Raw genomic sequence first — 25047 nt, 5'->3', positions numbered from 1 at the left:
AAGCCGGACTTTCGGGCGGGCCCTTGATGTTCGGGCGATTTCCGTCAGTGTGGCGACAGCGCCATGGGGAACGGGGATGCCGGGAAAGTTCAGCAGCCAAAGCGCCTTACGCGGCATGTCGGCCGCGGCGGAGCCGTGACCATGCCCCCGGCCGGACCCTTCAATCTGCCCATCCGCCAGGTGGCCTACTTCTGCCCCGACGTGCGCGCCGCCGCCCTGGCGCATCACCGCCTGTTCGGATCGGGGCCGTTCTTTGTCGCTGACCGGATCGCGCTGGCCGCTTCGGTGCATCGCGGGGTGGAGCGGCCCTTCGTGCACAGCTCGGCCTATGGCCAATGGGGCGAGGTGATGGTCGAGTTCGTCCAGCAGGACGAGCCCGGACCCTCGGCGCTGCACGATCTCTATCCGGCCGGTTCGGGCCGCTGGGGCCTGCACCACGTCGCGGTGTTCGTCGACGATGTCGATGCCGCGGCGGCGCAATTCGCCGACCGGGGTTGCCCCTTGGCGCAGCGTTCGGTGATGCCCGGCGGGCTCGTCTTCGCCTTTGCCGACACCAGCGCGGCGCTGGGCCATATGACCGAGCTCTATGCCCCGACCCGCGCCCTGACCGGCTTTTACCGCATGATTGCCGAGGCCGCGCGCAACTGGCAGGGGGGAGATGTGCTGATCCCCCTCTCGCTCTGAGGAGGTCACCCCGGAGATGTCGCTCTGAAGCGGTCGCTTTGACGATATCGCCTTGACCATATCTCTGTGACAACCTGCCGCCGCGATGACCGATCGCGCCGCCAACCTGCCAAACCCGAGGACCCCGTGAGCGAAACCTGGCACTCTGTGATCACCGAAACCGACTTTCCCGCCGAGGGCAAGGCCACGGCCGTGCTTGGCGGCTGGCACGTGCTGGTGGCGCGGACCGAGGATGGCTTACACGCCGTCAACGATCGCTGCACCCATCAGGCGGCGCTGCTTTCGGCTGGCCGGATCCGTCGCGGCGCGGTGATGTGCCCGCTGCACGGGGCCCGCTTCGACGTGGCCACCGGCCGTTGTCTGGGCGCCGCCTACAAGGACCTGCGGACCTTTCCGGTGCGTATCGTCGCGGGGACCATCGAGGTGGCCGTGCCCGATGCCCCGCCCGGCATGGACGAGCGGCCGGTGGGGCTCTGACCCGCGCGACGCCGGGCGCCGAAGCCGCCCTGGCCGACCGGCGCATTCGCCCCGGTGACATTGTCCGGCGTCCGGCTATGGTCATCCCGGGCCGTCCGCCGGACGATCGGGCGCCCGGATGGAGAGAGGATCCAAACCGATGAACCGCCGCTTCCTGCTGACCCGCCGCCCCCATGGCACGCCGGTCCCCGAGGACTTCAGCCTGGTCGAACAGCCGATCCCGGCCGTGCCTGCCGGCGGGCTGGTGGTGCGCAACCATTACTGCTCGCTCGATCCGGCGCAGCGGGGCTGGATGGACGATGTCCCCAGCTACATGCCACCCATCGCGCTGGGCGATCCGGTGCGCGCCTCCACGGTGGGCGTGGTCCACGCTTCGGACAACCCGCAGTTCCAGCCGGGTGACTGGGTGATGGGGCTGAACGGGATCGAGGACTACTCGGCCTGCCATCCGGGCGCCTTCACGATGAAGCTTGACATCACCCAGGTCCCCTCACCCTCGCTGTTCCTCTCGGCGATGGGGGCGGTCGGCCTGACCGGCTACTTCGGCCTGCTCGACGTGGCCAAGCCCCAGCCCGGCGAGGTCCTGCTGGTTTCGGGCGCGGCCGGGGCGGTTGGTTCGGCGGTCGGCCAGATCGGCAAGATCGTCGGTTGCCGCACCATCGGCATCGCCGGCGGCCCCGAGAAGTGCCGCCGGCTGATCGAGGATTACGGCTATGACGTGGCGATCGACTACAAGGGCAAGTCGGTCCGCGAACTGTCCGCCGAAATTCGCCGGGCCGCACCCGGGGGCGTGAACATCGTGTTCGAGAATGTCGGCGGGACGGTGATGGACGCCGAGATGCTGAACCTGGCCAAGTATGCCCGGATCGTGCTGTGCGGGCTGATCAGCGAATACAACCTGACCGAGAAGTACGGCGTCCGCAACCTGTGGCCGATCCTGACCCAGCAGGCCACGCTCTATGGCTATCTGGTGCTCGACTATGCCCCGCGCTTTGCCGAGGCGGGGGCGGTGATGGCCCAGTGGATGGCCGAAGGGCGGCTGCGCATCGACGAGGACATCCAGGAGGGGCTGGAGAACGCCTATGCCGCCTTCATGCGCCTGTTCACCGGCGCCAACACCGGCAAGCTGGTGCTGAAGATCGCCTGATCCCCGCTCTCCGATCCCCCGCCCCCCGTTAGCGGCCCGCTGCAACCCCCGAGACGGAACCGATATGACGATCTCAGCCGAAGTCCTGGACCTTGCCGACCGCGTCGAAGCCTTCGTCCGCGAGGTGGTGTTCCCGCACGAGCACGACCCCCGCCGGGATGCCCACGGGGCCCCGACCGACGCGCTGGTCCAGGAACTGCGCGACAAGGCCCGCGCCGCCGGCGTGCTGACCCCGCACATCCGCCCGGACGGTTCGCACCGCAGCCAGCGCGAGACCGCGGTGCTGCTCACCCGGTCCGGACTGACCCCGCTCGGCTCACTGGCCTGCAACACCAATGCCCCGGACGAGGGCAACATGTACCTGATCGCGCATGTCGGCTCGCCCGAACTGAAGGCGCGGTTCCTTCCGCAGATGCACGATGGCCGGGCGCGGTCGGCCTTCCTGATGACCGAACCGTGGGAGGACGGCGGCGCCGGGGCCGATCCCTCGATGCTCAAGACCACCTGCCGCCGCGATGGCAACCACTGGGTGGTCAACGGGCGCAAGTGCTTCATCACCGGGTTCGAGGGGGCGACGATCGGGATCGTCATGGCCCGGGCCGAGGAAGGGGCCTGCATGTTCCTGGTCGACCTGCCCGACCCGGCGATCCGCATCAAGCATATTCCCAACACCATCGACAGCTCGATGCCCGGCGGTCACGCCACCCTGGCGATCGAGAACCTGCGCATCCCTGCCGACCAGATGCTGGGCAAGGCGGGCGAGGGGTTCAAGTACGCCCAGGTGCGCCTCTCCCCCGCGCGCCTGTCGCACTGCATGCGCTGGCTGGGCGCCTGCCAGCGCGCGCAGGAGATCGCCACCGACTATGCCTGCCGCCGCGAGGCCTTCGGCAAGGTGCTGATCGATCACGAGGGCGTGGGCTTCAAGCTGGCCGAGAACAAGATCCTGCTGCAGCAGTGCGAGCTGATGATCGACTGGTGCGCCGGCGTGCTCGACACCGGCGATCTCGGCACGGTCGAAAGCAGCATGACCAAGGTTGCCGTGTCCGAGGCGCTGATGACCGTGGCCGACAACTGCGTGCAGGTGATGGGCGGGACCGGAGTGACCGGCAAGACCATCGTCGAAACCGTGTTCCGCGAGATCCGCGCCTTCCGCATCTATGACGGCCCGACCGAGGTCCACAAGTGGAGCCTGGCGAAGAAGATCAAGCGCGACTGGAAGACGGCGCAAGCCTGAACGGAGCGTGACGACGATGAACGCCGATGACCTTGCCGCCGCCAACTCGGGCACGACCGCGGTCCGCCCCGGCTATGCCATCGACGAGGTGGCCCTGGCCGACTGGCTGGCGCGCCATGTCGAGGGCTATGCCGGACCGCTGACGGTCGAGCAGTTCCGTGGCGGGCAATCGAACCCCACGTACAAGCTGATCACGCCGGCCCGCGCCTATGTCCTGCGCCGCAAGCCGCCGGGCGAGCTGCTGCCCGGCGCCCACGCGATGGACCGCGAGGCCCGCGTCCTGACCGCGCTGGGCGGGGCGGGTTTCCCGGTCGCGCGGGTCCACGGGTTCTGTGACGATCCCGGGGTGATCGGCACCGACTTCTACGTGATGGACATGGTCGAGGGCCGGGTGTTCTGGGACGCGACCTTCCCCGGCGTCCCGCGCGAGGATCGGCCGGCCTATTTCGACGCGATGAACGCCACGCTGGCCGCGCTGCACCAGCTCGATCCGGCGGCGATCGGGCTGGCCGACTATGGCAAGCCGGGCAATTACTTCGCCCGGCAGATCGGGCGCTGGTCCAAGCAGTACCTCGCCGACGCGCTCGCCGGGCGCAATGCCGACATGGACGCGCTGGTCGAATGGCTGCCCGGCGCGATCCCCCCGGGCGAGGACACCAGCGTGGTCCACGGCGACTTCCGCTGCGACAACATGATCTTCCACCCGACCGAGCCACGGGTGCTGGCCGTGCTCGACTGGGAGCTGTCCACCCTGGGCCATCCGCTGGCCGACTTCGCCTATCACGCCATGATGTACCGCATCCCGCCCGATATCGTGCCGGGCCTGGGCGGGGCCGATCTGACCGCGCTGAACATCCCGGACGAAGCGGCCTATGTCGCGGCCTACTGCGCGCGCACCGGCCGCGACGGCCTGCCCGACTTTCCGTTCTATCTGGCCTTCAACCTGTTCCGGCTGGCCGCGATCTTTCACGGCATCAAGGGCCGGGTGCTGCGCGGCACGGCCGCCAATGCCCAGGCCCGCGAGCGGGCCGAGGCCTTCCCGCAGCTCGCCGCGCTGGCCCGCACCGCGATGATGGAGTGCATCGCCTGGGGGTGAGGCGCGGAACCTGCCGGGGGCGCACCGGTTGCCCCTTGGCAGGCCCCGCACCGGCGGCTCCTGCGGGGAGCCCGCCGTGTCGTCGAACCCGCCGTTCAATCCGTTCTTCATGTTCGCCACCGGGATCGATTCGTCCGCGCCGCGCATCGGTGGCCGTCGGCATGACCAGATGGAGCTGACCGGGCACTATGACCGCTGGGCCGGCGACGTCGATCTGGTGAAGGACCTGGGGACGCGCTATCTGCGCTTCGGCCCGCCGGTCCACCGCGCGTGGCTGGCCGAGGGGCAGTACGATTGGGGCCATGCCGATGCCGTGCTGCAGCGGATGTACCAGTACAACATCGTGCCCATCGCCGATCTGTGCCGGCTGGGCGTGCCCGACTGGCTGGGCGACTTCCAGAACCCGGACATGCCCCGTCTCTTCGCCCGCTATGCCCGGGCTTTCGCCGAGCGTTATCCCTGGGTGCAGCTTTATTCGCCGGTCAGCACGATCTTCGTCACCGCCTTCGCCTCGGCCCGGCTGGGGCTGCTGAACGAGGCGCGCCGTGACGAGCGCAGCTTCGTGACAGCGATCAAGCATCTGTGCGCCGCCTGCGTGATGGCGATGATCGCGATCCTCGAGGTGCGCCCCGATGCGATCTTCATCCAGAGCGAACGCGCCGCCTATGTCCATGCCGACAGCCCGGCAGCGATCGGCCAGGCCGAAACGCTCAACGCGCTGCGCTTCCTGGCGCTGGACCTGATCTATGGCCACCGGGTGGATTCGGGGATCTACGAGTTCCTGCTCGACAACGGCATGACCCGCGAGGAATACCGCTGGTTCATGGAGACCCGGCTGGGCCGCCATTGCGTGCTGGGCACCGACTATTACCCCGCCAACGAACGGCGGGTGGACGAACGGGGGCGTCAGCGGGCCGCCGGAGAGACGCTGGGCTATGACGACATCGTCGTCCAGTACCATGACCGCTACCGCCTGCCGGTGATGCACACCGAGACCAGCGTGCCGCAGGGAATCGACGGCGAAGCCTCGGTGCACTGGCTGTGGAAGGAATGGGCCAATGCCCTGCGCGTCCGCAACAACGGCGTGCCGCTGGTCGGCTTCACCTGGTTCCCGCTGATCGACCAGGTCGGCTGGACCGAGTCCGGACGCGTGACCGCCGGCGATCCGCGCTTTGCGGTCAATCCGGTCGGCCTCTATGACGTCGACCGGCAGATGCGGCCGGTCGGCGCGGCCTACCGCCAACTGATCCGCGACTGGCGCCACCTGCTCCCGGCGCAGAGCGTCTGCCTGCTGCTGCCGATCGTCCTGCCCAGCGAGTACCACGAACCGATGGCCCAGCGCCGCCGCGAGATGATCCACCGCTACTATGCGCAGCGGCCGGAGGACATGCCGGACAATCCGTTCGGGTGAATGACCCTAGGTCTGCGGGGCGCGCGCTGCGGCCCGGGCATAAAACCCGGCCAATCCCGCCACCAGCAGGCCATTCACGGCCAGCCTTGCGACAGGGGGGAATCCCATCATCGCCAACAGGCTGTGAGTGGCAACGATCACGACTGGTCCCAGCAAGAAGGCTTCAAGGACGATCGGACCGGCTGACACATCCGGCCGCAGACGAGCGATCAGGGGCTTTAAGGGCATGTCGCGTAAACCCGGCGCAGCACATATTCCTGCCCCCCTCATAGGACGGGAGACCACCCGGGACAAGCGGATGGCCTTCCAGCTCACGCCGCTGAAGCCGCCACCCCCTTGGTCGTGGTGACCGCCGTGGCCGACGGCGTCCGGCCGACCGGGGCGACCGCCCTGTCCGGCGCGGCGAAGGTCTTGCGGAAGGTGGCCAGGGCCTGGCCGACGATCTGGTCCATGTTGTAGTAGCGGTACGTGGCGAGCCGCCCGACGAAGGTGACGCCGCTCTCCTCGCGCGCCAGGGCCTCATAGCGCTTGAACAGCGCCTGGTTCTCCTCGCGCGGGACCGGATAGTAGGGATCGCCCTCGGCCTGCGGGTATTCGCGGGTGATGCTGGTGCGCGGGTGCGGTTCGCCGGTCAGGTGCTTGTACTCGGTGATCCGGGTGTAGGGCACCGCCTCGTCGGGATAGTTCACCACGGCCACCGGCTGGAGCCACTCCTGCGCCAGCGTCTCGTGCTCGAAGCGCAGCGAGCGGTAAGGCAGCTTGCCGTACCGGTGGCCGAAGTACTCGTCGATCGGGCCGGTGAACACCAGGTGCCGGTGCGGATAGGCCGCCCGCGCCTCGGCATAGTCGGTGCCGAGCAGCAGATCGATGTTCGGATGATCGAGCATGCGTTCGAACATCCGCGTGTAGCCCTCGGCCGGCATGGCCTGGAACTTGTCACTGAAATAGCGCGGATCGGTGTTGGTGCGGGTCGGCACGCGCGAAGTGACCGACTTGTCGAGCTCGCTCGGGTCGAGTCCCCACTGCTTGCGGGTGTAGCCGCGGAAGAAGGTCTCGTAGAGTTCGCGTCCCACCGCCGAGATCACCACATCCTCCGAGGTCCGCACCACGCTGACCGGCTCCGCGCGCGAGGCGAGGAATGCGGCGGCGGCCTCGTCCGTGTCGAGCGACAGGCCGTAGAGCGCGTTGATCGTGGTGCGGTTGATCGGGATCGGGACCAGCCGGTCACCCACGCTGGCCAGTACCCGATGCTCGTAAGGCCGCCATTCGGTGAACCGCGACAGGTAATCGAACACGTCGGCGCTGTTGGTGTGGAAGATGTGCGGGCCGTACTGGTGGATCAGCAGCCCGGCCGCGTCCCGGCAGTCATAGGCATTGCCCGCGACATGGGGCCGCCGGTCGACCACCAGCACGCGCTTGCCGGCCTGGCTGGCCAGCCGTTCGGCCATGACCGCACCGGCAAACCCCGCGCCCACCACCATCACGTCGTAGGCCGGTCCCTGCAAGGTCGACCGTGGCGGCACCGGCCACACCGTCGGTGCCCCGATCGGATGGACCGCGTGTTCGCGGCTCAGCTCGTCCTCGATCAGTCCGAGCATCCGCCCGGCCGTATCGTCCCACTGTGTCCCGGCCAGGAAGCGGTCCGCCTCGGCCAGCCAGTCGGGCGTGGCGCGGATCGCCAGCGCGGCCTCGCAGCCCCGGACGAAACCGTCGAGCGCTCCGGCGATCCACACCCCGGTCATGCCGCCATAGTGGCGCACCACGTCGGTCACCGGCGTCGACACAACAGGACGCCCGGCCGCGAGGTATTCGGGGGTCTTGGTCGGGCTGATGAACCGGGTCGATTCGTTGATGGCGAAGGGCATCAGCGCCACGTCCCAGCCGGCCAGGTAGGCCGGCAGCTCGGCATAGTCCTTGCCCCCCAGATAATGGAGGTTGGGCCGCTGTGGCAGGTCCTCGGGACTGATCTTGACCACCGGACCGACCATCACCAGCGACCAGTCGGGCCGGGCGTCGGCCAGGGCGGCGAGCAGATCGAGATCGATCCGCTCGTCGATCACCCCGTAGAAGCCCAGCCGCGGCCGCGGCAGCCCGGCCTGATCGGACGGCTCCGCCACGGCACCGTCGCGGGCCACGGCGAAGTGGGCCCGATCGACGCTGGAGGGGAAGGGATAGACCTTCGGGTGCCGGTTACGCTTGGCCTCGTAAAGGCTGTAGCCACCGGTGAACACCAGATCGGCCAGATCAAACAGGCGGGCCTCGTTCTCCAGCAGCAGCGGCGGGGCAAAGCGGAAGTTGGCCAGCTCGTCCATGCAGTCATAGACCACGCAGTCGGCCGCGAGATGGGCCGAGAACGGCAGCATCATCGGCGTGTAGTACCAGGTCGTCAGGGATCCTCGGGTCGTGAGGGGTCCTTGGGTCGTGAGCGGTTCATCAGCCGCACCGCGCTCCGTCAGCGCGGCGTCCAGCAAATCGCGCAGCATGGCGCAGGCGGACGGATCGTCGAGCCCGGCAGGCAGTTCGGGCGTGGCCACCTCCACGCCGCTGAGGGGGCAGGTCCGCCGGTCGAGGCGGGGCTGGTGCAGCCCCGCGATCAGGCGCGGCTCTTCCCAGAACAGCACCGCCATGGACCGGGCGAACCGCGTCATCAGATGCTGGGGCCGTTGGAACACGAAGTCCCAACGCAGGTGACTGAAGCAGACAAGCGTGCCGGTTGAGTCGGCCGCAGGGGCCGCGCCGACAAGCGCGCCGGTGATGGCGGCTGAGCCTTCCATCCAGGATTCCTCCATGTTCGGGATAACGAAAGGGGAACCCGTCGTGCGCCGAACTGGTTCCAATGCCTGTTTCAACAACAGGTTAGGATCGGCATGTTCCACGACGCGACGCCTGCGGGCGCACCTTTGGCCAGGGGGTCGCTCAGCCCCTCGGGCCGCCCGCCGCTGGAACTGTGGGGCGGCGCCGAGTGCACGGTGAACCGCACCCGCGAAGGCTATCGCGATCAGTCGCGCCTGACCGGCCACCATCACCGGCCCGACGATCTCGACCGGCTGGCGGCACTGGGCATCCGCGCCTTGCGCTTTCCCCTGCTGTGGGAACGGGTCGCCCCGCGCGACCCCGCCGAGCGTGACTGGCGCTGGAGCGACGCGCGGCTCGGCCGGTTGCGTGCGCTGGGGGTGCGCCCCATCGCCGGACTGGTCCATCATGGCAGCGGCCCGGCCTACACCACGCTGCTGGAGGACAGCTTTGCGCCCGGTCTGGCCGCCCATGCCGCGGCGGCGGCGCAGCGCTATCCGTGGATCGAGGACTGGACCCCGGTCAACGAACCCCTGACCACCGCCCGGTTCAGCGCGCTCTATGGCCATTGGTATCCGCACCTGCGGGATGAGCGCGCCTGCTGGATCGCGCTGCTCAACCAGATCGACGCGGTGCGGCTGGCCATGGCGGCGATCCGCGCGGTCAACCCGCGGGCCCGGTTGATCCAGACCGACGATCTCGGCCGGACCTGGGCCACGGCCCGGCTGGCCGAGCAGGCCGCGTTCGACAACACCCGGCGCTGGCTGACCTGGGACCTTTTGTGCGGTCTGGTCGGCCCGGACCATCCCCTGTGGCCGCGACTGGCCGTACTGGGCTTGCGCGACCGGCTCGAACGGATCCGCGATCAGCCCTGCCCGCCCGACGTGATCGGGGTGAATCACTATCTGACCAGCGATCGGTTCCTCGATCACCGCGTGCGTCACTACCCGCGCGAGACGGTCGGCGGGAACGGGCATGATGCCTATGCCGACATCGCGGCGGTGCGGGTGCTGGACCCGGTGCCGGACGGACTCGCCGGAGCCCTGCGCGAAGCCTGGGCGCGCTATGGCCGGCCCCTGGCCGTCACCGAAGTGCACAACGGCTGCACCCGCGAGGAACAGGTGCGGTGGATCGCGCAGGCCTGGGACACCTGCCGGAGCCTCCGGGACGAAGGGATGGACCTGCGCGCCATGACCGCCTGGGCCCTGTTCGGCAGCCAGGGCTGGAATACGCTGCTGACCGGCCCCGGGGTCTACGAGCCGGGGGCCTGGGACGCGCGCACCGACCCGCCGCGGATCACCGCGGTCGGGCAGCTGCTGGGCCGCCTCTCGCCCGAAGCGCCAGCGCCGGTCCTGACCGGTTCGGGCTGGTGGCAACGCCCGCTGCGCCTGCTTCATGCCCCGGCGCGGCACGCTGTGGCGATGACCGGGCATCGGGCCCATGCCCGACCGGCACCCGGCACCGGGCCATTGCTCATCCTGGGCGCCACCGGCACGCTGGGCCAGGCGTTCGCCCGGGCCTGCGCCCTGCGCGACTTGCCCTGCCGGCTGGTCGGCCGCGATCAGCTTGATCTCGCCCATCCGGCCGGCATCCGCGCCGCGCTGGCCCGGCACCAACCCTGGGGGGTGATCAATGCCGCGGGCTGGGTGCGGGTCGACGCCGCCGAGGACCAACCGGACCATTGCATGGCAGCCAATGCCGCCGGAGCGATCGCCCTTGCCACCGCCTGCGAGGAGCTGGGCCTGCCGAGTGTGGGCTTCTCGAGCGATCTGGTGTTCGGCGAGAGCGGAGCCGAGTGGCTGGTCGAGAGCGACCTGCCCGCCCCGCTCAACGTCTATGGGCGCAGCAAGTCGGCGATGGAACGGGGCGTGCTCGCGCTGGGCGGGCGCCATCTGGTGATCCGCACTGCCGCCTTCTTCTCGCCGGACGACCGGCACAACTTCGCGGTCCATGCGCTGGATCGCCTCCGCCGGGGGCACCCCGTGCGTGCGGCCGGCTGCGTGGTCTCCCCCACCTATGTCCCCGACCTGTGCCACGGCGTGCTCGACCTGCTGATCGATGGAGAACACGGGCTCTGGCACCTGGCCAATGGCGGCGCGGTCAGTTGGGCAGGCTTTGCCGCGCGCCTGGCCGACGCCTGCGGACTGGATGCGGGGCTGGTCGAGGAGGTCAGCGGGGCCGAGCTCGGCTGGGCCGCGGCGCGACCGATGCGCTGTGCCCTGGGCAGCGAGCGGGGGGCACCGCTGCCGGCGCTGGATCATGCCATCGCACGGTTCGCCCAGGCCCTCGCCTGAGCCGGAAAGGTTCCCTCCGCTCGTCGCAAATTATTGATTTATAGAGATATCGATGACAGTCTTGAGCGAATCTCGTTGGAAACTCGGGATCACTCCGGATAGGCCTGCCGCCATGAAAACGCTCACCGAACTCCTGTCCGCCGAGGCTCCGCTTCAGCCCGGCTGCACTCTGCCGAAGCGGACGGGCGATCACGTGATGGTCGGCCGCAATCACGGACCGGTGTTCCGGATCGTGCACGTGCACGCCGATCTGGCCTGGATCCGCCCCCTCACCCATGGCCAGGACGGGCTGGTGCCGCTGGACCGCCTGCGCGCGGTGGAGCCCATGCCGCCGACATGAGGGGCCCGGGCGGGGGACCGTCGCGGTGCCGGGAACCGATGGGCGCCAGCCGCGTTACCCCTGTAGCCATGCTGTTTTCCCGCCCCGCCTCGACCCTCTCCTCCGCGGCCGCCGCCTCGGCCCGGGCGCGCGAGCAGGCCTGGCGGTTGCTGGCACCGGGGGACCGGGTGACCATCGTCGGGCGGGGCGCTTACCGGATCGTCCACTTGTCCGAAGCCCGCGCCTGGGTGACCAGCCTGGAGGATGGCGCGAACCGGCTCGTCGCCGCGCCCTTGCTGCGCCTGCTGGCGAACCCGGCAGACGGAGCGGACCAGGCCTAAACATGCCGACCTGGGTCCGCTCAAACCGGGCCGGGTTAGGTGCGGCACCAAGGTTGAAGTGACGCTGCGCTCAGGCAGGCCCCGGCGGCAGCGGATTGCCCTCACCCAGCGCGCGCTGCATGTAGACCGTGTCCAGCCACCGCCCGAACTTGTGCCCCACGGCGTGAAGCCGCCCCACATGCCGGAAACCGAGACGGCCGTGCAGCGCGACCGAGGCCGGCTCGCCGCCACCGATCACCGCGATCATCTGGCGAAACCCAGCCTCCTCCGCCGCCCCGCAGAGGGCCGCCAGCAGGCGGCTGCCGATGCCCTGGCCGGTCCGGTCGGCGGCGACATAGATCGAATCCTCGCAGGTCGCGGCATAGGCCGGGCGATCGCGCAACTGGGTGGCATAGGCATAGCCGACCGGCTGGCCCGCGTCTTCGGCAACCAGGAACGGCCACCCGCGTGACCGGCACTCGGCGATCCTGGTGGTGATCTCGGCCGGGGTGCGGGGAACGGTGTCGAACGTGGCGGTTCCGGTCAGCACGTGGACGGCATAGATCGCCGCGATCGCGGCGGAGTCCCCGGGCTGGGCGGGTCTGATCGTCAAGGCCATGTCCACCTCCCGCCGCTTCCGACGCGCTTTGGTCGGGGACAGGCTCTAGCCCCGCGTCCCGTTTGGGTGCAACGGGGATGCGAACAAGGCGGGCGCAGGACAGGTCGATCGCGTGGACATTCTCGGTTTTGCCCTGGCGGTGCTGCTCATCGAGCTGACTCCCGGGCCCAACATGGCCTGGCTCGCCGGACTTGCTGCGACCGAGGGTCCGCGCGCCGGGCGTGCGGCCGTGGCCGGTGTCGGGCTGGGTCTGCTGGCCAACGGGATCCTGGCCGCACTGGGGCTTGCCGCGCTGCTCGAAACGGCGCCCCAGTTGTGGAACGCGCTGCGCTATGCCGGGGCCGCGATGATGGTCTGGCTGGCGATCGAGGCCTGGCGCGGCAGCGCCGCCGGGCAGGAACCGGCCGCCCCGGCCCAGGGCCCGCGGCGGGCCTTCGCCACCGGAGCCCTGATCAACCTGCTCAACCCCAAGGCCTATATCTTCTTCCTGGTCGTCGCGCCCGAGTTCACCCGGGGGGCCCGGCTCGACCTGCGCAGCGCGATCGTGCTGGCGCTGGTCAGCGTGGCGATCGCCACCCTGATCCATCTGGTCGTCGTTGCCGCCGGAGCCCGGGCGCACGACTGGCTGGGCGACCCACGCCGCACCCGCACCGTCCGGCGCCTGTTCGCCGTGGTCATGCTCGGCGTCGCGTTCTCGTTCCTCGCCGGGGACCTCGGCCAGACCCGCGGCTGAGGTCCCGGCGGATCACTCCGCCGCGGCGGCGGGCGCGTTCATCTGCGCCCGCACCTGTTCGCGCAACAGCAGCTTGTTGATCTTGCCGGTCGCCCCCAGCGGGATGCTGTCGACGAACAGGTAATCATCGGGCATCCACCACTTGGCGATGCGGCCATCGAGCAGTTCACGCAGATCGTCCGCGCTCACCTCGCTGCCCGGCCGCCGTTCGACCACCAGCACCGGCCGCTCGTCCCACTTGGGATGGGGCACGCCGATCGCCGCGGCATTGGCCACGCCGGGGTGCAGCAGGGCGATGTTCTCGATGTCGATCGAGCTGATCCATTCCCCGCCCGACTTGATCACGTCCTTGGCGCGATCGGTAATCTGCATGGTGCCATGCTCGTCGATCGTGGCAACATCGCCGGTGTCGAAGAAGCCCTCCTCATCGAGGATGTTCCCACCCGCGCCGTTGAGATAGGCACCGGCCACAGCCAGACCACGAGCCATCAGGCGGCCCGGCGTCTTGCCATCCCACGGCAGGGTTGTCCCGGCATCGTCGGCCAGCTTGAGCTCCACTCCGAAGGGGGGGCGGCCCTGCTTGAGGCGATAGGCGATGCGGGTTTCGCGATCGGCGTCGAGCAGTGGCACCGGCAGGGTGCAGATCGTGCCGATCGGCGAGGTTTCGGTCATCCCCCAGGCGTGGATGACCTCAACCCCGTACTCGTCCTCGAACCCGCGCAGGATCGCCTCGGGCAGGGCAGCCCCGCCGATCACCACCCGGCGCAGCCAGGGCAGCTTGAGCCGGTGCTCGCGCAGGTACTGCAGCAGGGCCAGCCACACGGTCGGCACGGCGGCGGTCAGGGTCACCCGCTCGCTCTCGAGCAGCTGGTAGACCGAGGCGCCGTCAAGCTGGCAGCCCGGCATGACGATCTTGGCTCCGGCCGCCGGGCAGGAGAAGACCAGCCCCCAGGCATTGGCGTGGAACATCGGCACGACCGGCATCACCACATCCTCGGCGCCGACCCCGATCCCGCCGCTGGCCATGCCCATCATGCCGTGCAGCACGTTGGACCGGTGCGAATAGAGCACGCCCTTCGGATTGCCGGTCGTGCCCGAGGTGTAGCACAGCCCGCAGGCCGATCGCTCGTCGAACCCGCCCCAGGTCACGGGGCCGGATGCCGCAGCCAGCCAGTCCTCATAGCACAGCGCACCCAGGGCATTGTCCGGCATCGCGCCGGAATCGGCGATGATCACGTAATGTTCGAAAGGCAGCTGGTCGCGCACCTTTTCCACCAGGGGAACGAAGGTCGTGTCGAGCACTAGCACCCGGCTGCCCGCGTCCCGGGCGATCCAGGCGATCTGGTCCGGGTGGAGCCGGGGGTTCAGCGTGTGCAGGACCGCACCGATGCCCATCGCCCCGAACCAGCATTCGACATGACGCTCGCTGTTCCAGGCGAGGGTCGCGACGCGGTCACCCGGGGCGATGCCGAGGGCAAGGAGGGCAGCCGACAGCCGCCGCGAACGCGCCTCGATGGTGCGGTAGTCGGTGCGGTAGACCTGGCCGTCGAGGCGCCGGGTCACCACCTCGCGCCCGCCATGCACGCGCGCGGCGTGATCGATGATCCGGTCGACCGTCAGCGGCCAGTCCTGCATCAAGCCCAGCATCAGGCGGGTCTCCCTTCAGCCATCGTCCGCTCCCGGTTGGCCGCGCTTCCGGCGGTCCGTGTTGTCTGTCTAGTCCCGCACGGAAGGCGCAGCAACCGGCCTTGTGCCGGGACCCGCCGTGCGATGCGATGGCCCCAGTCATGGCACGGCGACGGTGTGATACTGTTTCGATAATGTTACGGATTGTATCGCTTCAAACGCGCAGCACCGTTTCATTCCATACTACAGTTAGAGGTGCAGGGAGGGCCCGCGTCAAGAACAAAGCATGATACGGGGCCTGACCATGAACACCACCGGTTCGATCAGCGCGGGAGCGCGCAAGCTCGGTATCCTGCTGTTCGCCACGTTCGCGATCGCGGTCACCCTGACCGCCCTGGCGCTGAGCCAGGTGAGGCTGGGCGGAAACCTGGATCAGCAGAACCGGGTGACCAGCGAGTTCATCGCCGACGTCCTGCCTCCCACGCTCTATCTGGTCGAGCCGATGCTGCAATCGACCCTGATCGCATCGGACCCGGAGGGAATTGCCGAACGCGAGCAGGAACTGGGCAAGCTCGAAACCGGCTACCATGAACGGCTCAAGTTCTGGCGCGATTCGACGCTCGATCCCGCACTCCGCGCCCAGATCGACCAGCGGCTCGTCCCGCTGGGGCAGCGCTTCTGGAAGCAGGTGCATGACGGCCTGATCCCGGCCGGACGGACCGGCGATCCCGAGCGGATCAACATGGCGCACGATGCGCTGGAAGATATCTACGCCGAACACCGCAAGGAAATCGATGCGGTGGTCAGCGCCGCCAATGCGCACAACGCGGCGCTGCAAGAATCGAGCGGAGCCATCAGCACCTGGTCGATGTGGGGGCTGCTGGTCCTGGCGCTCGGCCTGACCGCACAGATGGTCTGGACCCAGCGCCTGTTGCGCCGCCATGTCCTGGCACCGCTGGGAGAGACCGCCGAGACGATGACGCGGATGGCCAATGGCGATCTGGAGGCCGGCCGGACCGAGCTGCACCGCGGCGACGAGATCGGCGCCATGACCCGTGCGATCGAGGTGTTCCGCGCCTCGGCCGCGCGGCAGGTCGCCGATGCCGGAGCCCAGCGCACCGTGGTCGATGCGCTCAGCGGCGCGCTGGGCGAACTGGCCGATGGCCGGCTCGATTCCGCGATCCACCAGCCCTTCGCCAGCGACTACGAGCCGTTGCGCCAGGCCTTCAACACCACGGTCGCGCGGCTCGGCGAACTGATCCGCGACGTGTCGACCTCGGCCCGGGGGGTCAGCAACGGGGCCTCCGAGATCCTGTCGGCATCGGACGACCTCGCCAGCCGCAACGAGCGCCAGGCCGGCAGTGTCGAGGAAACCGCAGCCGCCATGCGCCAGGTCACCCTGAGCATCGCCGACACCGCGCAAAAGACCGCCGAGGTGCGCGAAACGATGCGCAGCACGCACAGCGAGGTGACCGCAGGCGGCGAGACCGTGCAACGCACCGTCGCGGCGATGAGCGAGATCGAGTCCTCCTCGCGCGAGATCAACCAGATCATCTCGGTGATCGAAGGCATCGCCTTCCAGACCAACCTGCTGGCGCTCAACGCCGGGGTCGAGGCGGCGCGGGCCGGTGATGCCGGCAAGGGTTTTGCCGTGGTCGCGAACGAGGTGCGCGCCCTGGCCCAGCGATCGAGCGACGCCGCCCACGAAATCAGCGCCCTGATCGGCAAGTCGACCGGGCGCGTCAGCGAAGGCGTCACGCTGGTCGCCGAGACCGGGGCACTGCTCACCCGCATGGTCCAGCGGATCGCCGGGATCAACGAGCAGATCGGCGAGATTTCGGTGGCCGCCCAGCAGCAGGCAACCAATCTCGAACAGGTCAACGGTTCGGTCTCGGACATGGACCGGGTCACCCAGCAGAACGCCGCAATGGTCGAGGAAACCACCGCGGCGGCCCGCTCTCTGGCGCAGGAGGCCGATCGCATGGCCGGGCTGGTTGCGCGCTTCTCGGCCGCCGGCGGAGAGCCGTCGCGGAGCGAGCGGCAGCGGCCAGCGCCCGTGGCCCGCATGGCAGCTCCGCGCCCCGCCGTGGCGGCCCCGGCGCCGCGCTTCGATGGGGCCCTGGCCTTGGCCCCGGCTCCGGCCGGCGACTCCGACTGGGCAGAGTTTTGAATGCCCTTTTTGGTTTTACCAATTCACAAAAACTTGACAGACCGAAACGGCTGGGCCAGTCGCAGGCGGAGTAACCAGTCAGCCGAGTCCTGCCCATGAAAATCACCTCAGCCCGCGTGATCGTGACGTGTCCCGGTCGCAATTTCGTGACCCTGAAGGTGGAGACGGACCAGGGGGTGTACGGGATCGGGGATGCGACGCTGAACGGCCGCGAGAAGGCGGTGGTGTCCTATCTTGAGGATCACGTGGTGCCGTGCCTGGTGGGGATGGACCCGGGTCGGATCGAGGACATCTGGCAGTACCTGTACCGGGGGGCCTACTGGCGGCGCGGACCGGTGACGATGCGGGCGATCGCGGCGGTCGACATGGCGCTGTGGGACATCAAGGGCAAGATGGCCGGGATGCCGGTCTACCAGTTGCTGGGCGGGCGCAGCCGCGACGGGGTGATGGTCTATGGCCATGCCAACGGCAGCGACATCGCCGAGACGGTCGAGGCGGTGGGGCACTACATCGACCTGGGCTACAAGGCGATCCGGGCCCAGACCGGGGTGCCGGGGATCAAGGACGCCTATGGGGTTGGCCGCGGCAAGCTCTACTACGAGCCGGCCGATGCGGCCCTGCCCTCGGTCACCGGGTGGGACACGCGCAAGGCGCTGAACTATGTCCCCAAGCTGTTCGAGGAGCTGCGCAAGACCTACGGCTTCGACCATCACCTGCTGCACGACGGGCACCACCGCTACACCCCGCAGGAGGCCGCCAACCTGGGCAAGCAGCTGGAACCCTTCCAGTTGTTCTGGCTGGAGGACTGCACCCCGGCCGAAAACCAGGAGGCGTTCAAGCTGGTCCGCCAGCACACCACCACGCCGCTCGCCGTGGGTGAGATCTTCAACACCATCTGGGACTGCAAGGACCTGATCCAGAACCAGTTGATCGACTATATCCGCGCCACCGTGGTCGGCGCCGGTGGCCTCACCCACCTGCGCCGCATCGCCGATCTCGCCAGCCTCTACCAGATCCGCACCGGCTGCCACGGCGCCACCGACCTGTCCCCCGTCACCATGGGCTGCGCGCTGCACTTCGACACCTGGGTCCCCAACTTCGGCATCCAGGAGTACATGCGCCACACCCCCGAAACCGACGCCGTCTTCCCGCACGACTACCACTTCGACCAGGGCGAGCTGTTCGTCGGCGACACCCCCGGCCACGGCGTCGACATCGACGAGACCCTCGCCGCCAAGTACCCCTACAAACCCGCATACCTCCCCGTCGCTCGCCTCGAGGACGGCACCATGTGGAACTGGTGAGCATGTCCGGTGAGCGGGCCGGGCCGCGCGCCGTCTTCATCGGGGAGGCCATGCTCGAGCTGTCCCACGCCGGGGACGGATGGCACCTGGCCTATGGCGGGGACACGCTCAACACCGCCATCCATCTGGCGCGCGCCGGTATCTCCACCGCTTATCTGACCGCGCTGGGCAGCGACCCGTTCAGCGCGGACCTGACCCGGCGCTGGGCCAGCGAAGATCTGGACACCAGCCTGGTCCTGACCGACCCCACCCGCACCCCGGGGCTTTACGCGATCACCTGCGACGATGCGGGGGAGCGCAGCTTCACGTACTGGCGCGGCGAGAGCGCGGCCCGCCGCCTGTTCGCCTGCCCCGGGATCGAGGCGGCCTGCGGGTGGGCCGCGCAGGCCGATCTGCTCGGCTTCTCGCTGATCTCGCTGGCGATCCTGCCCGAAGAGGGGCGCGAGGCGCTGTTCGACCTGGCCCGGCAGGTCCGTGCGCGCGGGGGCGTGGTGGCCTTCGACGGCAACTATCGCCCGCGGCTGTGGTCCGATCCGGCTGCCGCCCGCGCCGCCCGCGACGCGGCGATCGCCCTGGCCACGATCGGCCTGCCGACCCGTGAGGATGAAGGGCTGCTGGGGGCGCCCGACGATCCCGCCGCGATCGCCGCGCACTGGCAGGGGCTGGGCTGCGGCGAGACCGTGGTCAAGCTGGGCGCCGCAGGCTGCCGCCTGCCCGACGGGGCGATCTGCGCGCCCGAGGCGGTGCTCGCCCCGATCGACACCAGCGGAGCGGGCGATGCGTTCAACGCGGGCTACCTGGCGGCCCGGCTGCGGGGTGCGGCCCCTGCCCTCGCCGCGACCGAAGGGCATGCCCTGGCGGGCTGGACGATCATGCGACGCGGCGCGATTCCCCCGCGCGAGGCCTGAAGCGCCGAACGGTCGGGCCAGTCGGGGCGCGGATCGATCCGCCCACCCGTTTGTATTCCGCGATGGAACAGGGCACCTTGCCCCGGCGCGGGTGATGGCCAGGAGGCGGGCATGATCGAGATGGTGATCGAACAGCGGCGGCGCAGCCTGGGCGGCGGGCTGGAGGTCGGGCGCGTCCTGCCCTTTGCCAAGCGGCGCATGGTGGGGCCCTTCGTCTTCTTCGACCACATGGGGCCGATGGACCTGGCCGCCGGAGTCGACCGCAGCGTGGACGTGCGGCCCCATCCCCATATCGGCCTGTCGACCGTGACCTACCTGTTCACAGGCGAGATGATGCACCGCGACAGCGTCGGGTCCGAGATCGCGGTGCGTCCGCGCGAGGTCAACTGGATGACCGCTGGGCGCGGCATCACGCACAGCGAACGATTCGAGAAGGCCCGGGCCATGGGCGATCACCTCCACGGCATCCAGGCCTGGGTCGCCCTGCCCGAAGCCGACGAGGAATGCGATCCGGCCTTCACCCACCTGGACGGCGACGCGCTGCCGACCTGGACCGAGCGCGGGGCGAGCGGCCAGCTCATCGCCGGCAGCGCCTTTGGCCTGACCGCGGGCGCACCGGTGTTTTCGCCGATGTTCTACATCGCCCTGACCCTGGCGCCCGGGGCCACGGCGGAGCTTCCCACCGGCCACCGCGAGCGGGCGCTCTACATCGCGCAGGGCGCGATCACGCTCGACGGGCGGGACTGGCAGACCGGCCAGATGCTGGTGCTGGACGCCAACGCCGCGGCGATCCGTTCGGCCGGCGGGGCCCTGGTCATGGTGCTGGGCGGCGAACCAGTGGGCGAGCGGTTCCTCTACTGGAACTTCGTCTCCTCGCGACAGGAGCGCATCGCCGAAGCCGCCGCCGACTGGCGCGCCGGGCGGATGAAGCTGCCCGATCTCGACAATGGCGAGTTCATTCCCCTGCCGGACGACCCGGGCCTGCCCTCCCGTCCGTTGCCCTGAGGGGCGTTGAAACGGCGGGTTTTGCCCGGGATTGGACCTTTGTTTCCTCCCCGGTACGGGGAGGGGGAGGATCAGGAACCTCCCCTCCCCACCGATGTCAGCCGTTACACCAGCCGCACCATGGGTCCGCACCACCTGGAGCCGGTCCTGGCCAGGCGGACCGTTCAGAACAGCCGCAACCGCGCCACCTCGTCCGGGCTCAGGGCGATCCGGAAGAGGTCTGCGAGCACGGCGCGGAAATCCTCGGCTCGGGTGAGGTCCCTGGCCTCGCTGCGGCCGGCGGCATGGACCGACAGCCGGGTGCCATTAAGCGCGGCGAAGCCATCCGGCAGCACGATCGAGGCACGGCAGGCCAGGGTGAAGCGGGTGTCCGGGCGCGAGCTGGCCCACCAGCTCCCCAGCTCGAGGTCAATCGGCGCGACCGCGGCCAGGCCGAAGCTGTACTGCGCGGCCCAGCCATCGCTGCCCAGGGTCCGGCCATCGGTCGCCCCGGCCGGGCCCATCCGCTCGATCAGCCATTCGCCCAGCGGATCGTCCGGGGCGGCGCGCCGCACCAGCCGGTGGCGGGCACCATCCGGGGTCGTGGCCTCCGCCCCGTCGACCAGCGGCAGCGGCGGCACATAGCTGCCCCCGAAGCCGGCATCGGCCAGCCAGGATTCGGTTCCGACCTGAACCAGCCGCAGCGTGTGCGTCCGGGCCGGCGCGGCGGCGAGGTCGCCCGGGCCATCGAGGCCCAGCCAGACCCGCGCCAGCAAGGGGCGGTTGGGCAGGCCCAGCTCGTCCAGCATGGCCCCGAACAGGGCGTTGTGTTCAAAGCAGTAGCCGCCCCGCGCGCTGCCGAGCTTGGCCCAGATCGCGGCGAGATCGAGCGCGATCGGCCGGCCCAGCAGGACATCGAAGTTCTCGAAGCCGATCGCCATGCGGTGCGCCCGCTGCAGCTCGGCCAACCCCTCCGGACTGGGGGAGGGGCGGTGGGCCAGGCCGATGCGGATCAGGTAATCGTCGAGCATGGTCCTTGCCGTTAGGCCGCCGCGGTCTGCGCCGCAATCGCCGCCAGGTGCGCGGCGATCGCCTCGGCGGGGAGGAACGATCCGGTCAGGCTGTTGGCCGCCAGCCGGGCCAGATCCGCGCGCGACAGCCCGCGCGCGGCGGCGACAGCACGATAGTTGTCGGCGATATAGCCCCCGAAGTAGGCCGGGTCGTCGGAATTGACCGTGGCGTGGAGCCCGGCCGCCAGCATTCGGTCGATCGGATGGTCGGCCAGATCGGACACGACGCAGAGCTTGAGGTTGGACAGCGGGCAGACCGTCAGGGTCATCCCGCCAGCGGCCAGCCGCGCGACCAGGGCGGGGTCCTCGAGCGCGCGGTTGCCGTGATCGATCCGGTCCACCCCCAGGATGTCGAGCGCCTCGCGGACATAGTCAGGCGGTCCCTCCTCGCCGGCGTGGGCGACCAGCTTCAGCCCTTTCGCCCGCGCCGCGGCGAAGACCCGGGCGAACTTGGCGGGGGGATGGCCCAGCTCGCTGGAATCGAGCCCGACCGCGGTGATCCGGTCGAGCCAGGGTTCGGCCATGGCCAGGGTGGCGAAGGCGGCCTCTTCCGACAGGTGGCGCAGGAAACACAGGATCAGCCGGCTGGTCAGGCCGAACCGGCGCTCCGCCTCGGCCATGGCAGAGAGCAGCCCTTCGATCACCGTGGCAAAGGCGATGCCGCGATCGGTGTGGGTCTGCGGATCGAACATGATCTCGGCATGGACCACCCCGTCGGCGGCGGCCCGGGTGAAGTAGGCCATGGCCAGATCGTGGAAATCCTGCCGCGTCACCAGCACGCTTGCCCCGGCGTAATAGATGTCGAGGAAGTCCTGCAGGTTGGAAAAGCGATAGGCCGCGCGCACCGCTTCGACGCTGGCGAAGGGAATGGTCACCCCGTTGCGGGCGGCCAGGGCGAACATCAGCTCGGGCTCGAGCGTGCCCTCGATATGAAGGTGGAGCTCGGCCTTGGGCAGGCGGACGATAAAGTCGTCGAGGCTGGTCATGGGGCGCTTGTAGCGCATTCGCTGCCCGCTGGCACGGGGCGGTCAGGGGCGCGGAATGGGATAGCCGTCCATCCGCTTGATCCGGCGCAGCGAAAAGCTGGACTGCATCGACGAAACGCCGGGCAGTTCGGCCAGGCAGTGGCGGTGGATCCGGTCGTACTGTTCCAGATCGGGCACGGCGACGCGCAGCAGATAGTCGGCCGAACCCGACATCAGGTGGCACTCCAGGATGTCATCATAGCGCTGCACCGCCGCCTCGAAGCGATCCATCGCCTCGCGGCTCTGGCTGGTCAGGGTGATGTCGACGAAGACCTCCAGCGCCAGGCCCAGGCTGCGCGGATCGAGCCGGGCGGCATAACCGCTGATGATGCCCTGCTGTTCCAGCGCCTTGATCCGGCGGTGGCAGGCCGAAGCCGAGACTCCCGCCTTCTCCGCAATCTCGGCGATCGACTGGGCCGAGTCCCGCTGGAGGATCTGCAGAATGGCGCGATCGGCCCGATCCATAAGAATTTCCCGACTATACCGGCTTTGGCGGGATATCTTCCCGCAATGCTGCCGCCAAGGCAAGACATTAGGTTAAATTCCGCAGCCTTGCCGGACTATCATCCCGACACCATAATTCCCGAGCTGGAAGGAGTGCCTGCGATGCTGGTCGGAACCGTTCGCGAGATCAAGAATCACGAATACCGCGTGGGCCTGACCCCGGAGAGCGTCCGCGAACTGGTCGCCCACGGTCATGCGGTGCTGGTCGAGACCGGAGCCGGTCTGGGCATCGGCGCGGCCGACGAGGCCTATGTCGCCGCCGGGGCGCGGATCGCGCCCGATGCCGCCACGGTGTTCGAAACCTGCGAGATGATCGTCAAGGTCAAGGAGCCGCAGGCGATCGAGCGGGCCCAGTTGCGCCAGGGCCAGATCCTTTACACCTACCTGCACCTCGCCCCCGATCCGGAGCAGACCGCCGATCTGGTTAAGTCCGGAGTGACCGCGATCGCTTACGAGACGGTGACCGGCCCGGGCAACACCCTCCCCCTGCTCAAGCCGATGAGCCAGGTCGCCGGACGCATGGCGATCCAGGCCGGCGCGACCGCGCTGGAAAAGGCCCATGGCGGGCGCGGTGTGCTGCTGGGCGGCGTGCCCGGGGTGCAGCCGGGCAAGGTCGTGGTGATCGGCGGCGGCGTGGTCGGGTTCAACGCCGCGCAGATGGCCGTGGGCCTGGGCGCGGACGTGACCATTCTGGATCGCGATGCCGACGTGCTCGAACGGCTCGACAACCATTTCGAGGGCCGCGTGCGGACCGTGTTCTCCAGTCGCGGGGCGGTGGCCGATCTGGTCGCCGATGCCGATCTGGTGGTCGGCGCAGTGCTGATCCCGGGGGCCGCCGCGCCCAAGCTGGTCACCCGCGACATGCTTTCGGCGATGCGCGCCGGGGCCGTGCTGGTCGATGTCGCGATCGATCAGGGCGGGTGCTTCGAAACCAGCCATGCGACGACCCATGCCGAGCCGACCTATGTGGTAGACGGGATCGTGCACTACTGCGTCGCCAACATGCCCGGCGCCGTCGCCCGGACCAGCACCTATGCGCTGAACAACGTGACCCTGCCCCATGCGCTGCAGATCGCCGACCATGGCTGGAATGCGGCGCTGCGCGCCAATCCGCACCTGGCCGCGGGCCTCAACGTCCATGCCGGCAAGGTCGCCTACGAGGCGGTCGCACGGGAACTGGGGTACGAATATACCCCGGTCGGTGAATTGACGGCCTGACCGGTAACGAACGTTTTGCCTTTTGCGTCTCTTCTGCGCCGCGGCTAGTATTCGGCCGCGGCTAGGGAGACCAGGGATGTTCGATTTTCTTCGCAAGCAGTTCGTCGATGTCATCGAATGGCTCGAGCAGCCCGGCGAGCTGGCCTGGCGTGTGCCCTTCGCCGACCGCGAGATCCAGAACGGCGCCCAGTTGACCGTCCGGGAGGGGCAGATCGCTTCGTTCATGAATGAGGGGCGGATGGCCGATTACTTCGGCCCGGGCCAGCACACGCTGGAAACCGCCAACCTGCCGCTGCTGTCCAACCTGATGAACTGGGACAAGGGCTTCCAGTCGCCGTTCAAGTCGGACGTGGTGTTCCTGTCGCTGAAGGAGCAACAAGGTCTGAAGTGGGGCACGGCCCAGCCGGTGACCGTGCGCGACGCCGAGTTCGGCGCCCTGCGCCTGCGCGCCTTCGGCAGCTATTCGTTCCGCATCAACGAGGTGGCCCCCTTCGTCACCCGCTTGCTCGGCACGCTGGAAGGCCTCCAGGTCACCACGTTGGAGCCCCAGTTGCGCGCCGCGATCCAGACCGCGATGGCCACCGCGCTGGGTGGCAGCGGCATCGCCTTCCTGGATCTGGCCGCCAACCAGCAGGCCCTGTCCGACCGGATCAAGGCCGAGGTCGACAAGGCCTTTGCCCAGTGGGGCCTGAGCTGCCTGTCGTTCTTCGTCGAATCGATCTCGTTGCCTGACGAGGTCCAGGCCCATCTCGACAAGGCCAGCGCGATGCGGGTGCTGGGCGATCTGGGCAATTACACGCGCTTCCAGGCGGCCGAGGCGATCGAGCAGGCCGCCGCGCAGGACGGCGGCGGCGTGGCCGGGATCGGCGCGGGGGTGGCTGCGGCGACCGCGCTGGGCGGCGCCATGGCGCAGGGACTGGGCCAGGCTCCGGCCGCTGCGGGGGCCGCGGCGGCAGCCGTGGCGGCGGCGCCGCAGGAGGATCCGCTGGCGACGATCGAGAAGCTCCACAAGCTCGTCACGCTCGGGGCCTTGAGCCAGGCGGAATTCGACGCGAAGAAGGCCGAGCTGCTCGCGCGCATTCGCTGAGCGCGTCAGCCGGGGGGAACGCGA

General features: G+C 69.2%; 23 protein-coding genes. 16 read left to right on the top strand and 7 right to left on the bottom strand.

What is annotated here, in order from left to right; all coding sequences use genetic code 11:
- Nucleotides 1-141 precede the first annotated feature (141 nt).
- The 6 genes from H7F49_RS00625 (at nucleotide 142) to H7F49_RS00600 (ending at nucleotide 6049) form a co-directional block, all read left to right on the top strand.
- A complete protein-coding gene (locus tag H7F49_RS00625; protein WP_185681913.1) occupies nucleotides 142-684 on the top strand; it encodes a VOC family protein in 543 nt (180 codons plus the stop codon).
- Between the two features lie 126 nt (nucleotides 685-810).
- A complete protein-coding gene (locus tag H7F49_RS00620; RefSeq protein WP_185681619.1) occupies nucleotides 811-1161 on the top strand; it encodes a Rieske (2Fe-2S) protein in 351 nt (116 codons plus the stop codon).
- A 139-nt stretch (nucleotides 1162-1300) separates the two neighbouring features.
- A complete protein-coding gene (locus H7F49_RS00615; RefSeq protein WP_185681618.1) occupies nucleotides 1301-2308 on the top strand; it encodes an NADP-dependent oxidoreductase in 1008 nt (335 codons plus the stop codon).
- A gap of 64 nt (nucleotides 2309-2372) precedes the next feature.
- Nucleotides 2373-3542, top strand: a complete 1170-nt coding sequence (locus tag H7F49_RS00610; protein WP_185681617.1) for an acyl-CoA dehydrogenase family protein — start codon at nucleotides 2373-2375, stop codon at nucleotides 3540-3542.
- Nucleotides 3543-3558: 16 nt separating this feature from the next.
- A complete protein-coding gene (locus H7F49_RS00605; RefSeq protein WP_185681616.1) occupies nucleotides 3559-4638 on the top strand; it encodes a phosphotransferase in 1080 nt (359 codons plus the stop codon).
- Nucleotides 4639-4714: 76 nt separating this feature from the next.
- Complete coding sequence (locus H7F49_RS00600; RefSeq protein WP_214647586.1) at nucleotides 4715-6049, top strand: glycoside hydrolase family 1 protein; 1335 nt, start codon at nucleotides 4715-4717, stop codon at nucleotides 6047-6049.
- A gap of 6 nt (nucleotides 6050-6055) precedes the next feature.
- On the opposite strand, the gene H7F49_RS00595 is transcribed toward H7F49_RS00600, so the two are convergent.
- Nucleotides 6056-6205 carry a hypothetical protein gene (locus tag H7F49_RS00595; protein ID WP_185681615.1) on the bottom strand — a complete coding sequence of 50 codons (150 nt, stop codon included), beginning with the start codon at nucleotides 6203-6205 and terminating at the stop codon, nucleotides 6056-6058.
- A 155-nt stretch (nucleotides 6206-6360) separates the two neighbouring features.
- Nucleotides 6361-8823: a UDP-galactopyranose mutase gene (glf, locus tag H7F49_RS00590; RefSeq protein WP_235981499.1), complete on the bottom strand. Its 2463-nt coding sequence runs from the start codon at nucleotides 8821-8823 to the stop codon at nucleotides 6361-6363.
- 93 nt (nucleotides 8824-8916) lie between these two features.
- Here glf and H7F49_RS00585 point away from each other — a divergent pair, with 93 nt between their 5' ends.
- The 3 genes from H7F49_RS00585 to H7F49_RS00575 all read left to right on the top strand — a co-directional run bounded on the left by H7F49_RS00585 (nucleotide 8917) and on the right by H7F49_RS00575 (nucleotide 11796).
- The gene (locus tag H7F49_RS00585; RefSeq protein ID WP_185681614.1) at nucleotides 8917-11136 is read left to right on the top strand and encodes an SDR family oxidoreductase; all 2220 of its coding nucleotides are present in this window, start codon (nucleotides 8917-8919) and stop codon (nucleotides 11134-11136) included.
- 112 nt (nucleotides 11137-11248) lie between these two features.
- Nucleotides 11249-11476 (top strand): hypothetical protein, encoded by a 228-nt coding sequence (locus H7F49_RS00580; RefSeq protein WP_185681613.1) that lies wholly within the window; start codon nucleotides 11249-11251, stop codon nucleotides 11474-11476.
- Between the two features lie 68 nt (nucleotides 11477-11544).
- Nucleotides 11545-11796: a hypothetical protein gene (locus H7F49_RS00575; RefSeq protein WP_185681612.1), complete on the top strand. Its 252-nt coding sequence runs from the start codon at nucleotides 11545-11547 to the stop codon at nucleotides 11794-11796.
- A 70-nt stretch (nucleotides 11797-11866) separates the two neighbouring features.
- Here the strand turns inward: H7F49_RS00575 and H7F49_RS00570 are convergent, their stop codons facing one another.
- Entirely contained in the window at nucleotides 11867-12394 is a 528-nt protein-coding gene (locus H7F49_RS00570; protein WP_185681611.1) for a GNAT family N-acetyltransferase, read from the bottom strand.
- 112 nt (nucleotides 12395-12506) lie between these two features.
- Between H7F49_RS00570 and H7F49_RS00565 the strand changes: the two genes are divergently transcribed.
- Nucleotides 12507-13127, top strand: a complete 621-nt coding sequence (locus H7F49_RS00565; RefSeq protein WP_328806410.1) for a LysE family translocator — start codon at nucleotides 12507-12509, stop codon at nucleotides 13125-13127.
- A gap of 12 nt (nucleotides 13128-13139) precedes the next feature.
- Here H7F49_RS00565 and H7F49_RS00560 read toward each other — a convergent pair whose 3' ends face one another.
- Complete coding sequence (locus H7F49_RS00560; RefSeq protein ID WP_185681610.1) at nucleotides 13140-14774, bottom strand: long-chain-fatty-acid--CoA ligase; 1635 nt, start codon at nucleotides 14772-14774, stop codon at nucleotides 13140-13142.
- A gap of 283 nt (nucleotides 14775-15057) precedes the next feature.
- Here H7F49_RS00560 and H7F49_RS00555 point away from each other — a divergent pair, with 283 nt between their 5' ends.
- From H7F49_RS00555 to H7F49_RS00540, 4 genes are all read left to right on the top strand, one after another.
- A complete protein-coding gene (locus H7F49_RS00555) occupies nucleotides 15058-16923 on the top strand; it encodes a methyl-accepting chemotaxis protein (RefSeq protein ID WP_214647585.1) in 1866 nt (621 codons plus the stop codon).
- A 95-nt stretch (nucleotides 16924-17018) separates the two neighbouring features.
- Nucleotides 17019-18227 carry a D-mannonate dehydratase ManD gene (gene manD, locus H7F49_RS00550; RefSeq protein WP_185681608.1) on the top strand — a complete coding sequence of 403 codons (1209 nt, stop codon included), beginning with the start codon at nucleotides 17019-17021 and terminating at the stop codon, nucleotides 18225-18227.
- Nucleotides 18228-18277: 50 nt separating this feature from the next.
- On the top strand, nucleotides 18278-19135 hold the full coding sequence (locus H7F49_RS00545; RefSeq protein WP_185681909.1) for a sugar kinase: 858 nt from the start codon (nucleotides 18278-18280) through the stop codon (nucleotides 19133-19135).
- A gap of 111 nt (nucleotides 19136-19246) precedes the next feature.
- Nucleotides 19247-20140, top strand: a complete 894-nt coding sequence (locus H7F49_RS00540) for a pirin family protein (protein WP_185681607.1) — start codon at nucleotides 19247-19249, stop codon at nucleotides 20138-20140.
- A 164-nt stretch (nucleotides 20141-20304) separates the two neighbouring features.
- On the opposite strand, the gene H7F49_RS00535 is transcribed toward H7F49_RS00540, so the two are convergent.
- Genes H7F49_RS00535 through H7F49_RS00525 form a run of 3 tightly spaced genes read right to left on the bottom strand, consistent with a single transcriptional unit; the run spans nucleotide 20305 to nucleotide 22679 of the window.
- Entirely contained in the window at nucleotides 20305-21150 is an 846-nt protein-coding gene (locus H7F49_RS00535) for an arylamine N-acetyltransferase family protein (RefSeq protein WP_185681606.1), read from the bottom strand.
- A gap of 11 nt (nucleotides 21151-21161) precedes the next feature.
- The gene (locus tag H7F49_RS00530; protein ID WP_185681908.1) at nucleotides 21162-22175 is read right to left on the bottom strand and encodes an adenosine deaminase; all 1014 of its coding nucleotides are present in this window, start codon (nucleotides 22173-22175) and stop codon (nucleotides 21162-21164) included.
- A 42-nt stretch (nucleotides 22176-22217) separates the two neighbouring features.
- Nucleotides 22218-22679 (bottom strand): Lrp/AsnC family transcriptional regulator, encoded by a 462-nt coding sequence (locus H7F49_RS00525; RefSeq protein ID WP_185681605.1) that lies wholly within the window; start codon nucleotides 22677-22679, stop codon nucleotides 22218-22220.
- 141 nt (nucleotides 22680-22820) lie between these two features.
- On the opposite strand from H7F49_RS00525, the gene ald reads away from it, so the two are divergent.
- Nucleotides 22821-23936 carry an alanine dehydrogenase gene (gene ald / locus H7F49_RS00520; RefSeq protein ID WP_185681604.1) on the top strand — a complete coding sequence of 372 codons (1116 nt, stop codon included), beginning with the start codon at nucleotides 22821-22823 and terminating at the stop codon, nucleotides 23934-23936.
- A 76-nt stretch (nucleotides 23937-24012) separates the two neighbouring features.
- Nucleotides 24013-25023 (top strand): SPFH domain-containing protein, encoded by a 1011-nt coding sequence (locus H7F49_RS00515; RefSeq protein ID WP_185681603.1) that lies wholly within the window; start codon nucleotides 24013-24015, stop codon nucleotides 25021-25023.
- The last annotated feature ends 24 nt before the right edge of the window (nucleotides 25024-25047 follow it).

Origin of the sequence: Novosphingobium aerophilum (assembly GCF_014230305.1) — a bacterium.
Lineage (GTDB): Bacteria > Pseudomonadota > Alphaproteobacteria > Sphingomonadales > Sphingomonadaceae > Novosphingobium > Novosphingobium aerophilum.
The sequence above is the reverse complement of the archived record's forward strand: the minus strand, read 5'-3'. Positions and strand labels throughout refer to the sequence as shown.

What these genes read in the sequence shown, in the direction of transcription:
- H7F49_RS00560 (WP_185681610.1), bottom strand. Translation starts at nt 14,774, where the DNA reads ATGCTGGGCTTGATGCAGGACTGGCCGCTGACGGTCGACCGGATCATC.
- H7F49_RS00585 (WP_185681614.1), top strand. Translation starts at nt 8,917, where the DNA reads ATGTTCCACGACGCGACGCCTGCGGGCGCACCTTTGGCCAGGGGGTCG.
- H7F49_RS00625 (WP_185681913.1), top strand. Translation starts at nt 142, where the DNA reads ATGCCCCCGGCCGGACCCTTCAATCTGCCCATCCGCCAGGTGGCCTAC.
- H7F49_RS00525 (WP_185681605.1), bottom strand. Translation starts at nt 22,679, where the DNA reads ATGGATCGGGCCGATCGCGCCATTCTGCAGATCCTCCAGCGGGACTCG.
- glf (WP_235981499.1), bottom strand. Translation starts at nt 8,823, where the DNA reads ATGGAAGGCTCAGCCGCCATCACCGGCGCGCTTGTCGGCGCGGCCCCT.
- H7F49_RS00515 (WP_185681603.1), top strand. Translation starts at nt 24,013, where the DNA reads ATGTTCGATTTTCTTCGCAAGCAGTTCGTCGATGTCATCGAATGGCTC.
- manD (WP_185681608.1), top strand. Translation starts at nt 17,019, where the DNA reads ATGAAAATCACCTCAGCCCGCGTGATCGTGACGTGTCCCGGTCGCAAT.
- H7F49_RS00570 (WP_185681611.1), bottom strand. Translation starts at nt 12,394, where the DNA reads ATGGCCTTGACGATCAGACCCGCCCAGCCCGGGGACTCCGCCGCGATC.
- ald (WP_185681604.1), top strand. Translation starts at nt 22,821, where the DNA reads ATGCTGGTCGGAACCGTTCGCGAGATCAAGAATCACGAATACCGCGTG.
- H7F49_RS00610 (WP_185681617.1), top strand. Translation starts at nt 2,373, where the DNA reads ATGACGATCTCAGCCGAAGTCCTGGACCTTGCCGACCGCGTCGAAGCC.
- H7F49_RS00530 (WP_185681908.1), bottom strand. Translation starts at nt 22,175, where the DNA reads ATGACCAGCCTCGACGACTTTATCGTCCGCCTGCCCAAGGCCGAGCTC.
- H7F49_RS00615 (WP_185681618.1), top strand. Translation starts at nt 1,301, where the DNA reads ATGAACCGCCGCTTCCTGCTGACCCGCCGCCCCCATGGCACGCCGGTC.
- H7F49_RS00575 (WP_185681612.1), top strand. Translation starts at nt 11,545, where the DNA reads ATGCTGTTTTCCCGCCCCGCCTCGACCCTCTCCTCCGCGGCCGCCGCC.
- H7F49_RS00540 (WP_185681607.1), top strand. Translation starts at nt 19,247, where the DNA reads ATGATCGAGATGGTGATCGAACAGCGGCGGCGCAGCCTGGGCGGCGGG.
- H7F49_RS00580 (WP_185681613.1), top strand. Translation starts at nt 11,249, where the DNA reads ATGAAAACGCTCACCGAACTCCTGTCCGCCGAGGCTCCGCTTCAGCCC.
- H7F49_RS00555 (WP_214647585.1), top strand. Translation starts at nt 15,058, where the DNA reads ATGAACACCACCGGTTCGATCAGCGCGGGAGCGCGCAAGCTCGGTATC.
- H7F49_RS00535 (WP_185681606.1), bottom strand. Translation starts at nt 21,150, where the DNA reads ATGCTCGACGATTACCTGATCCGCATCGGCCTGGCCCACCGCCCCTCC.
- H7F49_RS00605 (WP_185681616.1), top strand. Translation starts at nt 3,559, where the DNA reads ATGAACGCCGATGACCTTGCCGCCGCCAACTCGGGCACGACCGCGGTC.
- H7F49_RS00545 (WP_185681909.1), top strand. Translation starts at nt 18,278, where the DNA reads ATGCTCGAGCTGTCCCACGCCGGGGACGGATGGCACCTGGCCTATGGC.